General features: G+C 24.1%; 14 protein-coding genes and 2 other RNA genes. 5 read left to right on the forward strand and 11 right to left on the reverse strand.

All coding sequences use genetic code 11. From position 1 onward, the window contains the following. Positions 1-37: 37 nt before the first annotated feature. The gene (locus BUA19_RS02145) at positions 38-1,162 is read right to left on the reverse strand and encodes a glycosyltransferase family 4 protein (RefSeq protein ID WP_072723245.1); all 1,125 of its coding nucleotides are present in this window, start codon (positions 1,160-1,162) and stop codon (positions 38-40) included. Between the two features lie 10 nt (positions 1,163-1,172). After that, positions 1,173-1,778, reverse strand: coding sequence for a hypothetical protein (locus BUA19_RS02150; protein WP_072723246.1), 606 nt, complete (start codon positions 1,776-1,778; stop codon positions 1,173-1,175). 108 nt (positions 1,779-1,886) lie between these two features. Between BUA19_RS02150 and BUA19_RS02155 the strand changes: the two genes are divergently transcribed. Continuing rightward, entirely contained in the window at positions 1,887-2,261 is a 375-nt protein-coding gene (locus tag BUA19_RS02155) for a hypothetical protein (RefSeq protein ID WP_072723247.1), read from the forward strand. A 53-nt stretch (positions 2,262-2,314) separates the two neighbouring features. Here the strand turns inward: BUA19_RS02155 and BUA19_RS11625 are convergent, their stop codons facing one another. Next, positions 2,315-2,476: a hypothetical protein gene (locus BUA19_RS11625; RefSeq protein ID WP_178137423.1), complete on the reverse strand. Its 162-nt coding sequence runs from the start codon at positions 2,474-2,476 to the stop codon at positions 2,315-2,317. Positions 2,477-2,620: 144 nt separating this feature from the next. Then, complete coding sequence (locus BUA19_RS02160) at positions 2,621-3,889, reverse strand: amidohydrolase (RefSeq protein WP_072723248.1); 1,269 nt, start codon at positions 3,887-3,889, stop codon at positions 2,621-2,623. 137 nt (positions 3,890-4,026) lie between these two features. Here BUA19_RS02160 and BUA19_RS02165 point away from each other — a divergent pair, with 137 nt between their 5' ends. Beyond that, positions 4,027-5,352 (forward strand): MATE family efflux transporter, encoded by a 1,326-nt coding sequence (locus tag BUA19_RS02165; RefSeq protein WP_143145349.1) that lies wholly within the window; start codon positions 4,027-4,029, stop codon positions 5,350-5,352. A 3-nt stretch (positions 5,353-5,355) separates the two neighbouring features. Here BUA19_RS02165 and BUA19_RS02170 read toward each other — a convergent pair whose 3' ends face one another. After that, positions 5,356-6,399: a hypothetical protein gene (locus tag BUA19_RS02170; RefSeq protein WP_072723250.1), complete on the reverse strand. Its 1,044-nt coding sequence runs from the start codon at positions 6,397-6,399 to the stop codon at positions 5,356-5,358. Between the two features lie 198 nt (positions 6,400-6,597). Between BUA19_RS02170 and BUA19_RS02175 the strand changes: the two genes are divergently transcribed. Beyond that, positions 6,598-7,500, forward strand: a complete 903-nt coding sequence (locus tag BUA19_RS02175; protein ID WP_072723251.1) for a hypothetical protein — start codon at positions 6,598-6,600, stop codon at positions 7,498-7,500. 27 nt (positions 7,501-7,527) lie between these two features. Here the strand turns inward: BUA19_RS02175 and BUA19_RS02180 are convergent, their stop codons facing one another. Together BUA19_RS02180 and BUA19_RS02185 are read right to left on the reverse strand one after the other, a co-directional pair. Next, positions 7,528-8,538 (reverse strand): hypothetical protein, encoded by a 1,011-nt coding sequence (locus BUA19_RS02180; protein WP_072723252.1) that lies wholly within the window; start codon positions 8,536-8,538, stop codon positions 7,528-7,530. Positions 8,539-8,581: 43 nt separating this feature from the next. After that, positions 8,582-9,856: a hypothetical protein gene (locus tag BUA19_RS02185; RefSeq protein WP_072723253.1), complete on the reverse strand. Its 1,275-nt coding sequence runs from the start codon at positions 9,854-9,856 to the stop codon at positions 8,582-8,584. 121 nt (positions 9,857-9,977) lie between these two features. Between BUA19_RS02185 and BUA19_RS02190 the strand changes: the two genes are divergently transcribed. Then, positions 9,978-10,685: a glycosyltransferase gene (locus tag BUA19_RS02190; protein WP_072723254.1), complete on the forward strand. Its 708-nt coding sequence runs from the start codon at positions 9,978-9,980 to the stop codon at positions 10,683-10,685. A gap of 18 nt (positions 10,686-10,703) precedes the next feature. On the opposite strand, the gene BUA19_RS02195 is transcribed toward BUA19_RS02190, so the two are convergent. The 4 genes from BUA19_RS02195 to BUA19_RS02210 all read right to left on the reverse strand — a co-directional run bounded on the left by BUA19_RS02195 (position 10,704) and on the right by BUA19_RS02210 (position 12,979). Then, positions 10,704-11,936: a glycosyltransferase family 2 protein gene (locus BUA19_RS02195; protein ID WP_143145350.1), complete on the reverse strand. Its 1,233-nt coding sequence runs from the start codon at positions 11,934-11,936 to the stop codon at positions 10,704-10,706. 88 nt (positions 11,937-12,024) lie between these two features. Continuing rightward, a non-coding RNA gene (ssrS, locus tag BUA19_RS02200) (6S RNA) lies at positions 12,025-12,205 on the reverse strand. 9 nt (positions 12,206-12,214) lie between these two features. Beyond that, a non-coding RNA gene (gene ssrS, locus BUA19_RS02205) (6S RNA) lies at positions 12,215-12,395 on the reverse strand. Between the two features lie 74 nt (positions 12,396-12,469). After that, entirely contained in the window at positions 12,470-12,979 is a 510-nt protein-coding gene (locus tag BUA19_RS02210) for a hypothetical protein (RefSeq protein ID WP_072723256.1), read from the reverse strand. 117 nt (positions 12,980-13,096) lie between these two features. On the opposite strand from BUA19_RS02210, the gene BUA19_RS02215 reads away from it, so the two are divergent. Continuing rightward, the gene (locus BUA19_RS02215) at positions 13,097-13,336 is read left to right on the forward strand and encodes a hypothetical protein (protein WP_072723257.1); all 240 of its coding nucleotides are present in this window, start codon (positions 13,097-13,099) and stop codon (positions 13,334-13,336) included. Positions 13,337-13,356: the final 20 nt, after the last annotated feature.

Raw genomic sequence — 13,356 nt, forward strand, 5'->3', positions numbered from 1 at the left:
TAACAAATTGTAATTGCAAAAAAATATAAGTCAATTGTCAAACAATTGACTCATATACATCAACAAGTTTTTTATTGGATATATCCCAATTATATTTTTCAGATATTCTTTTCCCCTTTTCCTCTATATTTTTTACGCTTTCTTTATTGTTAATTATCTCTAATATAATATCTCTTATAATCTTTCTCTCTTTTTTATCTACTAATATACATCCTTCTCCTAAAACTTCATAAAAAGAAGATGTATTAAAGCATATAACTAACTTCTGACAAGCCATGGCTTCAATGCTTGACAAAGGAAATCCCTCATAATCAGATAAATTAACAACCAATTCAGACCCATTATAAAAATAAGGCATATCTTTATAATCTACTATTCCTGTAAAAATAACTTTATCTTCTAACCCCAAATCATTAACTAAAACCTTAAGTTTATAATAATATACTTCTCTTTTTCCATTGCATTTACCAACTATAACAAGTTTTAAATATTTATTGTATTTTACCACTTCCTTAAATATCTCAATCAATTCATCTAAATTTTTCCTTTTATGTATACTTCCAACATAAAGTAAATAGTCCCCTCTTATTTTATACTTAACCTTTATAAACTCCTTACAAATTTCTTTTTTCATAGGTTTAAATATATTAGAACACCCAGGATATATAACCTCTATTTTCTCTTTTGAAACATCAAAATTATCAATAATTTCTCTTTTTACAAAATTTGAAACAGCAATAATTTTATCAGATTTTTCTACAACCCTCGGAAATACAGTTGTAAATTTTTCTAAATACTTATTATCTGCATATTCTTTATGAGTTACTGGAATCAAGTCATGTACTGTTATAACTTGTTTACAATTTTTCCTCAAAGGAATACTAAACCCATTGTTAATCGAATGATATATATATACATTATTATTTTTTATGTATTTTTCAAGATTACTGTATTCATTATATTTTCTATTTAAATTCAAATCAACATATGTAATATTTTTATATTTATCCCATTCCTTAACATGTACATCTTCTTCCCAAATAAGATTATATTTAGGTTGAGGATATATTTCAAACAAATTATTCAAAAGCTCAAAATTGTAAGAATAAAGTCCTGTTCCATAAAGTTTAGTAATAGCCAATGAATCTATACATATTCTCACCTTCTCACCCCTATAAATACTCAGAATCAATATCTATAAATTCACTATTTTCAGAATCAATGTCTTCATCTTTAGATATTGACAACTCTTTATCCACCTCAATATCTATATTTTTCCCAACATCAAATCTAATATTTTGTTTATAATATTTATCTTTTAAATTTTGATTATTATAATTTACATCTATCAAATACACTACATGAGAATATATTTTTCGTGAAGATATTAATTCAAAATAAGCATCTAAAACATGAATACTTATATTATTAATATCAATATCAACATTGTTATTAGGTAATTCAACAAAAGTATTATAAGGCATATTTAAATACAAAACATTTACTCTCTCAAAATCGCCATTTTCAGTATAAATAATCTTATGTTTTCTTTCACCATCAATTATAACAATATTAGATAATGAAGAATTGACCTTTCTAATAGATTTAATTTTTAAATCAATCATAATTTCATATATAGTATTTATCTCTGGCTTATCATCAGGTACAAACAATATCTCTGTATCAGAATACTCTACTATTTGTCCATTTATTTTATTTGGCAATTCATTCTTTGAAGCTATTCCTATTACATTTATAAAATTTCTAACAATACCCATAAAATCCCCCCTTAATCAATATATTGTTTTCTACTTCAATTTTATTCATATTTACAAAAAAGTAATAATAAAATTATTTTAAGCTTACTCAAAAAGGAGGTACATATTATGGGAGCTAGACTTGTAAAATTTAGTTTTACACCTGAAGAAAACGAACAAATAGAAGCTATTGTAAAAGTGCCAGAAGAAAAAAAAAGCGTCATTCACGGTATTGTAAAAGATTATAAAGGAAAAATTGTAAAAGACGCTGTTGTAAAACTATTTGAGGTAATTAATCCACCTTGTAAATTTAAACCTTTAACTCATACTTTCACAGATGAATGTGGACAATTTTTATTTGGACCTTTATGTCCTAATAAACAATATGTTATTAAAGTATGGTTTAATGATGTTAAAATCAAACAATTAATTATAGAACCTGACTGCGATAAAAATTGCAATCCAAAAGACGAGCTAAGCTGGCAAAACAATGAACAAAAATAAAGAAATCCATTGATAAGTTTTTATTATTTAAAAACTTATCAATGGATTTTTATTTATCCTTCTTGTATTAATAATCTCTCATACATTTCACAAGTTTCATTCGTACATATATCTGCGACACAATGAATACACGTTACAACTTTACATTTTTTATAATTATTTTTAAATTTATCTATATCATTAACATTTACATTATTATTAAGCAATTCTTTCATCAATACCCCTCCTTATTCAATTATCTTAATTGTTTTTGCAATTTAATTATATCAAAATTTCATTTGTTTGTCAATTGAATAAATTTATATAAATCATGCATATATACACATTTATTTTTCAACAATAAAATAAGCTAGAAAATTCTAGCTTATTTTATTTATTTCATAATAAAGTTTTTCTAAATCTATAGTTTTAACTTCTCCTTTTTCCATAAGTATTTTTCCATCTACTATTACAGTATCGACATCGCTAGCTTGAGCAGAATAAACTATATTAGATATAGTATCATTATTTGGATAAAGATGAGGTTTATTCAAATCTATTATTACAAGATCGGCTTTATAACCCTCTTTTATATCTCCCATATTGTCTATTCCAAATATATATTTACCATTTGATGTTGCTATCTTTAAAACTTGTGACGCTTTTACTAAAGTCGGATCTAAATTATATCCTTTATGAATTAAAGAAGCTATATGCATCTCTTCTACTATATTTACATTATTATTACTTGCACATCCATCTGTTCCTATTGTCACTATTGCTTCTTTTTCCAAAAGTTTAGGAATCGGCGCTATTCCACTTGCAAGCTTTAAATTTGATGTTGGATTATGAGAACAAATCACTTTTTTTCTAGCCATTATATCTATATCTTCATCATTTAAATGAACACAATGCGCTGCAATAACTTTCAAATCAAAATACCCTAACTCATAAAAATACTTTACAGGGCTTACTCCAAACTTTTCCATGCTGTAATTATACTCATCTTTAGTTTCAGCTATATGAGTATGTATATTTACATTTAATTTTTTAGCAAATTCAAGCACATCTTTCAATAAATTTTTAGAACACGTATACATAGCATGAGGTGCTAAATTAACACTAATCCTTCCATTATCTACATTATTATAGTTTTTATATACATCTTCAATTTCCGATTTCATACTATCTGTAAATTCATCCCCAACTATATTTACCCCAATACTTGCTCTTATCCCAGAATCATATGCTGCCTTTGCAACTTCATCTGCAAAAAAATACATATCATTGATAGCTGTCGTTCCAGACTTTATCATTTCAACTAACGTCAAAAGAGAACCTAAATATGCATGTTTTTTTGTAAGTTTCTTTTCTGTAGGAAATATATAATTATAAAGCCAATCCATTAAAGATGTATCCGATCCCACACTTCTAAGAATACTCATAGGCAAATGAGTGTGAGAATTTACAAACCCTGGCATTAACAATTTATTTTTTCCATCAATTTCATAATCAAATTTAAAATCCTCTAAAAAATTTTTTGATATAAATTTTATCTTATCATTTTCAATACCAACAAAAACGTTTTTTTCCACTTTAACTTCTTCTTCACAACGAATTATATCGATATTTTTTATTAAAATCTTCACGAAAACCAGCTCCTTTCTGCGTTTCAGGTTTCCTTATTTTAAACTATATTTTAATTTTTTTCAACATCAAATATCCCAAATTTTTATTTCTAGTTATAAAAAAAATACATAAATAATATATTTGAAAAGGAGGTGATATGTTGAAAATTCCAAATCTTGTATATTCAACCTTTTTACTCTTTATTTCTAATTTCATAGTTAGAATAATAGGTTTTTTATATAAAATATTTTTATCAAAAAAAATAGGAGCAGGTGGACTCGGAATATTTCACATAATCTTTCACTTTTTAATGCTTTGTGTATCTATTACAACTACTGGAATTCCAGTAGCATTAAATAGCTTAATTTCAAAAGAAAAAAGTTTAAATAATAAACACAATATGAACGTTCTATTTATATCCACTTTATATTTATCTTTTTTTATTTCTATATTTATATCAATGTTTGTATCCTTAAATTCAAAATTTATAAGTTTAAAACTTTTACATTCATCAAATTGTCAAATATTTATATTATCTATCGCACCTGCCATCTCATTAATTACTATATCAAATATATTAAGAAGCTATTATTACGGATTAAAAAAAGTAGAAATTCCTGCTATAGGTCAAATATTAGAACAAGTAAGCAGAATATTATTTGTAATTTTTATATTTTCATACATAAAAAAAACTGCTTTTTACCCTTTAATTCCATTAATAGGATTATCAATTGGTGAAATTACAAATATATTATTTATTACAATTAATTTAATTAAAGAACCTAATTTAAAAAACAATTATGTAATATCATTAAAAGATTTTTATATGGGAATAATCAAAATTTCAAAAATAGCATTTCCCATAACTTTTAATAGAGTTTTCACAGTAGTTATTCAATCTATAAGCTCTATTTTAATCCCAAGCAGATTAGTTTTAAGTGGACTTAAATATGCAAATGCAATGAAAATATATGGTACTATTACAGGAATGGTTTTCCCTTTTTTGTTTTTACCATTTACTGTAACATCAGCTTTAGTTGTAAATTTAATCCCGAGCATTTCTCAAGAAATACCTAAAAAAAATTATAAATTAATAAATCAAAAAATTTTTTTCTCCATATTTTTAACTTCTTTTATAGGTTTATCAGGTAGTTTAATTTATATGTTTTTCGGAGAAAAAATTTGTTATTTAGTATATAACAACATTTTAGCAGGAAAATATCTCAAATTAATTTCTATAAGTTGTTTTTTCACAGTACTAAATCACACCTTATCCGGTATACTTCATGCTATTGAAAAAGAATACAGAGCTACTATTAATAATATTATTGGTCTTTTAATTCAACTTTTATGTATATACTTTTTAATTCCAATAAAAACTATAAATATATACGGATTTATTTACGGATTTATATCTTCTAATATTATAATCTTTATACTTCACAGCATAACTCTATTTAAAGCACAAAAAAGATGGGTTTAAACTTCACCCATCTTTTCTAATATTCTCAAAACCTATAAATGATATTTTAGGATAACTAGTTCCAAAAGTAGTATCTAATTTGAAATTTTTCAAATCATCAATATTATTTGATCTAAATTTATATCTAATAAAATTTATATCTATACTTTTATTGTCTAAATTAACCTCACTCCAAGTCTTGCCATTATCAAATGAATAACAATTATATAATTTATTCATCTGAGTCCATACATTCCATAAAGTTTTACCCGTTTTTATAAGTGTTGGAAAAGAACAATTAGACTTTTCTGATAAAGATACTACATCTGATTTGCTTTTAAAACTATCTTTCAAATATCCATTCATATACTTAACTACTAAATTTTCATTGACAAATTCCGACCAAGTAATATGATAAAAATTCATATCATCTTGCAAAACATTTAAATATATTTTTTTATTATTTGTACTCGTCAACTGTTCTGGTTCAGTCCAAAACTTATTCAAAGAATTAAATCTACTTAAATATATTTCCTCTACTTCATTCACTTTATTAAAATAAAATATATTTAAATTATCAGAACTAAAATTAATAAAAAAAGGATTAACAACAGGATAAGACACTATAAAATCTATACTACTTTCACTCCATTTTTCTCCATCAAAATAATGACTAAATATAGCCCATATTCTAGTATCTCTAACATCTTGAATATAATATATTATGTAAACATTAGATTTTTTTTTGATTACATGAGGATTTATTAATATATATTTTTCATTATTATAATCAAATAATTTTTTATACTTTATATCTTTATTTTCATCTGTATATATATACACGATTTTTCCATTTTCTATATTAGCTATTCCATAAATATTATCTTCATCATCAATTTGTATATTAAATTGATTATCAACTACATTATTTATTATTTGTTTTTCATTATTCCAACCTTCATTTTTTATAAATTCCCTTAAAAACAATCTCTTTTCATTAATATAAAATACTAATATATCTCCACTTGATTTCCTTATAACAGTTCTGATCTCATTAATAAATCCCATATATATCCCACCTTATGAAATTATACTCTCTAAAAAATATATGCTTTAAGTAACTTCTGATATACTAATTTCATATATTAAGTATGAAATAAAAATCATTGCAATAATACTAGTCACCATATAAATTAAAAAACATATATTAAAATTAGTAAAATAATTATTTGTTTTTTTATGTTGTTAAAAAGGGGGTAAATTAATATGTCATGTAAAACTTATAATACAACAACATATACTAAAGATGATAATAAAAAAGGTATAGAAAGAACTTGCTGTTCAGCAAATACATCATGCATAACACCTAGAACATATGACCCTGAAAAAATAACTGCTGAATGTATATTTGTTGAAAAAGTTTACGATTCAATAATTATACACAAAGAAGTAGATGTAACCCCAGAATTTCCAATAGTATCCGATGTTATTAGTTGTATTACATCTCCATGTGAAATCATAAAAGTCGACATAACTTGTTCAGCTAAAAATGTTATTATCACTCCAGAAATAACACGTATAAACGGAGAAGTAATTCCTCCTCCATTTCCTACTGTTCCAGGTCCTAGTGGATTAGATCAAATTGATTTATCATTTATAGATACTTCAAAATGCGATAAAGAAGGAAAAGGAACTCCAATATATATAGCTCAGACACTAAACATTTCAGGAGAACTCAATTTAGAAATAACAGGTGAAGTTAGAAAACATGCAACCGGAAATATTAAAACTTTCAAAACTAATGCTACAATACCAATTCCAGATGGTTTATCAATTAATGCATTTGCTCATTTATGTATTCCTTCAACAGCTTATGCTATGAAACCATCTTTAGCTGAATTTTGTTCTGCAATGTGTGAATTTATTCTACCAAACGGATTAGATGATTTAGAACTTGTAGGTTCTCCATGTAATACTAGTATACAAATAAACGGAGCTTTCATTACATTGTGTTTAACTTGTGAAAAGAAAATTAAAGTTCCTGTACAACTTTGCGTATTATCTACAGGTTTTTGTCAAGCACCAGAACAACAAGGATTATGTGCTGAATTCCCTCAATTATTCCCAGATCAAATAAATAAAAAAATTATAGATGACGATGACTGCTAATAAAAAGAAGGCTTAATGCCTTCTTTATTAGCGTTTAAAAAATCCTATAATTTTTTTAAATAATGATATATCTTTTAAATAAATTTCATCAATATAATCTATCCCAAATACAACTCTATTTTCCAAATCACCAAAAGTATCAATTTTTTTAAACATCTTTTCCTTATTTTCTATAAAAACAACATCACTACCTAAATTTGATTTTATCTTTTTACTGTCGCTCCAACTCACTCCATAATCGACAGAATACCTACAATACATATTATTTTCACACTTCCATACAATCCAAATCATTTCATCGAGTTCAAATATTTTATAATTTATATCTTGATCATTTTCATTTATCATACACTTACTGTCTAACTGCATATTTTTTAAAATTCGAGTAAAAATTTTACCTTTATCATTATATATTAGATGGATATTGCATTTAGAATCTACAAAAAATTTTATTATATCAATATTTTGTATATTTAATTTTATTTCATCTTTCCATTTTTTATGATAATCCGAAAAAACACTTAAATACAATCCATTATTATCATTTTTATTGAACAAAAAAAATACATCTCCATTTATACTGTAATCTATAAAATACGATTTTATATTTTTTAATGAATATAATGAATTTTTTATCCATTTATACCCATTAAAATAATAATGTCCTATGTATTTTGTGTTTTGAATATTTACTATAGAATAAAATATGTGAACTTTATTATTAACAGTAAATATATTAACACAATCAATATAATCATGTTTATAATATGATTTTACCAAAATAGTTTTTTTCCAATTATTGTTTGAATTAATAAAATACCAAATTTCATTTTTATCATTTACACATACTAAGTAAATATTCCCCTTTTCATCTAAATCTACATCGTAAAATTTTACATTATCTATTAATTTTGAATTTTCTATAATTTTATCCAAATTCATCACTTCATAACAAATGGAATTATTGTTTATAAAAAAAAACCACATTTCTTTAGCATATCGCTTTACAATAAAGCATCTATTTTTATCCACAACCATAATACCCCTCCTAAAAAACTACTATTATTATATATGTAGTTATCTAACTAAAAATACGGAGGATAAATTCCAAAGAATTATCAATAATTTTTTTTACTTTACCTAATCTATTTTTTGTCTGTTTTTTATTCTCTAATAACATTTCAATTTTTTCATTTAACATAATATATGAATCTATCAAATTTTTTTCTCTTTCTTTTATTGTTTCTAGTTCTTCATATATCTCTAGAATTTTTCTCTCTAAAATTTTCTTATTATCACAAAATAAATCTTGTACTATACTAGTATTTTGAAATCCTTTCTTTATTTGATTTGTATATTCCAACAAACTATCTTTTATACTTATTAAATCATCTAAACTAACTGCTCTTTCCAGATTAATTTTCTGAAAAGACTTTGATATTTTTTCTCTATATCCATTTCCTATATATACACTCAAAGTCAAATCGCATTCAAACTTAAAGTCTAATTCACTTATATCACTCCAATATATTTCTCCGATTTCAGTAAAAGTGCAATAAAATTTGTCATTTTGCTTCCAAACCAATTTAATTGTATTATCTACTTGAAATAAAAATTGATATTCATGTTGCCCTATTATTTCATTAAAAGTTCCTGATGTTTCCCAATTTGAAGCTAAATTTTTTTTATTAATATAACTTGACCTAATTATATTATTTTTTACATATGACCACACTACATGTAAACAATCATTTGTATCACATAAAATACGTATATCGATAACATTTGTATCTATATCGCTTATTCTTTCTGGAATACTCCATATATTATACTTTATATTGAGCATTCTATAATAAAACTGACAATTATTATCGTATATTGATTTATAAACTAAATGAATATTGCCATTACTATCAACATCTGTTTTATAACACCCATTTACTTGTGCTACTTTAAAACTTTTAATATTATTTCTACTTACAGCATAATACATTAAATTCCATATATTTTTTTGAATTTTATCGGATATTAGTAAAAATACATTTAAAAAATTATTGATAATATACAACTTTATCGATTTAATTTTGTACACTTTCACATCAAAATTAATTACAATATTTTCTTTCCAAGTATTATTTTCATTAAAAATGTGAATTAATTGCCCCAATAAATTAATACATATTATATGAATAACTCCTAAATCGTCAATATCTACCGAAAAATCCAACACATTTTTTAGTATATTTATTCTTTCTTTATTATTATTTTTTAAAAATTCCATATATAAATAATTATCAGCTATATAAAAACAATAATGACTTGATTCATTAGTAATAAAGTATTTATATTTTTTCATTAAACTCCCCCCCAATTGTTCAATAATATATATATTCATAAAATCCAACAAATACTAATAATTATTGTATTAAATGAATATTTATAAAATATATTTATTAAAACAATAAGGAGAGATTGCCATGGCTAAAGTAAGTGTAATTATACCTACATATAATTACGGTGAATTTATATGTGATGCAATAGACAGTGTATTAAACCAAACTTTTAAAGACTTTGAAATTATAGTCGTAGATGACGGTTCTACAGATAATACAAAAGACATTATAAAAAAATACAGAGATAAAATATCATATTACTATAAAACTAATGATGGGCCTGCAAGTGCAAGAAATTTAGGAATTAAAAAATCAAATGGTAAATATATATGCTTTTTAGATGCAGACGATATTTTTTTGCCAAATAAATTAGAATTACAAGTAAATTTATTAAAAAATAATTCAAATAAAAATATAAGCCTTGTATATTCAGATTTTCTTATTGTAAACAAAAATTTAAACAAAGTTTTGAAATATTACAAATGCAAAAAATTCTTATCTCACAATCAAGCATTTAACTATTTAATGCTCGATAACTATATTAATACTTCTACAGTAATGACATTAAAAGATTGTTTATTTGAAGTTAATTTATTCAATGAAAAATATAAATATCTAGAAGATTACGATCTATGGATAAAATTAGGCATTAATTATGAATATATCTATATAAATAAACCATTAGTTAAAACAAGAGCACATTATAAAAATTACAGTAAAAAAGTCAATAATTCAATTAAAACAACATGTTTCAATGAAATAAAAAAAAATATGAAAAAGCCTTTATTCTAAAATCTATTTTTAAACATATTACCATTTATTTAAATTCCATTTTATATTCCACTTTTTTTCAAATATACTTTTATTAATTTCAAAAATTTCAAAAAATCTCTTACTTCCAAGATTTTTAAAAGAAATACTCCCATAGTGATGAATGAAAACATCTTTTGCACAAGCTATTTCATATCCAGCTTTTTTTACCCTATAAGAAAAATCATCATCTTCAAACATTCCAAATTTAAAATTCTCATCCAAATAACCTATTTCATCAAATAATTCTTTTTTCATAGCTACGCAAAACATAACTAACATATTTATACCTTTATATAATTTATTTAAATTGATAAAAGTATACATTTCAGCAAATCTATCCATATCTTTTATATTTTTATATACAACATTAATTCTAGCCTCATTCCTTGCATAATTTGTAACAGGTCCTACTAACCCCAAATTGTTTTCCCTTTCCAAATGCTTAATAAGACCACTAATCCAACCTCGAGTAACTACAGTATCATTATTAAGTAATATAATATAATCTCCTTTAGCTTTTTTTATTCCTATATTGTTGCCTTTTGCAAATCCATAATTTTCTTCATTTAAAATCACAGTTACATTAGAATACTTTTTTTCTATTTCCTTTAAATAAATTGGTGTTTCATCGCTTGAATTATTATCTACAATAATTATTTCATAATTAGGATAAGCCGTCTTTTCAAAAATACTGTTTATACATTCTCTTGTATATTTCAAATTATTAAATGTAACAATAATTATACTTACTAAACGATGAATAATTTTTATACTATTTTCAATTTCTTCATACAAACATTTAGATTTATCAATAACCAAATCACTAATCCTTAAAATTTTTTCATCAACAAAATAATCTCGATATTTAAAAATAATTTTAAAATTATATTTCTCTTTCAAATACTGTACTAGCAAAACCCATTTAGAATCTTCTACAAACAAAATACAGTCCTTTATACTATTTTTTTGTATTATATTTTCTATATAATTTTCCAATTCTTTATTTGAATTATTATATTCTATACTTTTTCTAAATTTATCAAGTAAATTTATAACATTTAAATTATCCCTCGTTTTTTTTATTTTTAAATATCGATTTGAAAAATCAAAATAAAAAACTCTATGCCCCTTTTCAATCATATAAAATATTAAATTATTATACTTTTGATTTTTAAACTCACAATCTACCACAGGAAAAAACAAAATATCATACTTTTGAATCTCTACCACTCCTTTTATTTTAAACTATTATATAATATTTATATTATCCTCAATGCGTGTCATTATTTCAAAATAAAAAGAGGCTCAATTTGAGCCTCCTTAATCCATGGCGCCGTCTACCTATTAAATTCACACCCGAGCTTCACCCAGGTGGGTGTTCTGTCATCAGTCTCCAACCTCCTCTGATTTTGAGGCCTGTTGTCAAAAGATGAACCCGAACTCCCGTATACTATTTGTAGGTTGAATTTATTAGGTCATAACGCACGCCCCAGATTCAATTTTAAATTTATACACCCATAATGCCGTCTACCTATTAAATTCACACCCGAGCTTCACCCAGGTGGGTGTTCTGTCATCAGTCTTCAACCTCCTCTGATTTTGAGGCCTGTTGTCAAAAGATGAACCCGAACTCCCGTATACTACTTGTAGGTTGAATTTACTAGGTTATAACGTACATTTTAGGTTCTGTTCTTGTTATTATTATATACTAATTTTTAAGTTTTTAAAAGTATTTTTGTCTTCCAATTTTGAAAAAATTTGATTTACATTTCATTTTTTTCACACTTTTCTTTATCTTCAGAACCCAACGCTTCTTCTAATTGATTTATATCACTTAACTGCTCTAAAACTCCCGAACTCATAAGCTCTTTTAATAAATACATCTTCTTTTTCATATCTAATATCTTATTAATACTAGATTTTTTATCTTCTGGAAATACATCTATTATTTCCTTAATCATCATATTTCTCCTATCTCTAATATCCATACTTCTAAAAAAATCACTTTCATCAAATTCTTTTATATCATTTATATTATTCAATCTTTTTATTCCTCTTACTAAATCCAACATACTTTCTACTTTAGTTATTAAAGCTTTTTCATCTTTTCTCATATATTTTTTACTTCTACTTAATATTTCTATTCCTCTTTCTAATTTATCATTATCCAAATTAATATTTCTAAAATTTTCAAAAACATTCATCTCTGTATTTAAAATTTTATCCCCTCGAAAAGCTAGTATAGCTAATGCAATCAACATCTTATTATTCAATATAATTCCCTCCCAACGCAATAATGCCATTTATTCTATATAATATGTGCTTCATGTAAATTTTGTTACTCTTTTACACATTTAGTGCATATAGTAAATATAAAGGAGGTAATAATTATGAAAATAGATAATGAAAAACTAAAAAAAGCTAATATTGATAAAGAAAAATTAAATAAAATGAAAGAAAAAATAAAAAAAGAATACTCAGGAAAAAGTGAAAGCGAACTTATGGAAGAATTAAAAAAAGTATCTAAAAATATAGATAACAAAGAAAAAATATTAAAAAAATTAAAACCTCTATTAAATAAAAAGCAACAACAAAAACTAGATAAAATAATGAAAGAACTCAAAAAATAAGAACCTCATTTGAGGTTCTT

It is taken from the genome of Tepidibacter thalassicus DSM 15285, assembly GCF_900129915.1.
Lineage (GTDB): Bacteria > Bacillota > Clostridia > Peptostreptococcales > Peptostreptococcaceae > Tepidibacter > Tepidibacter thalassicus.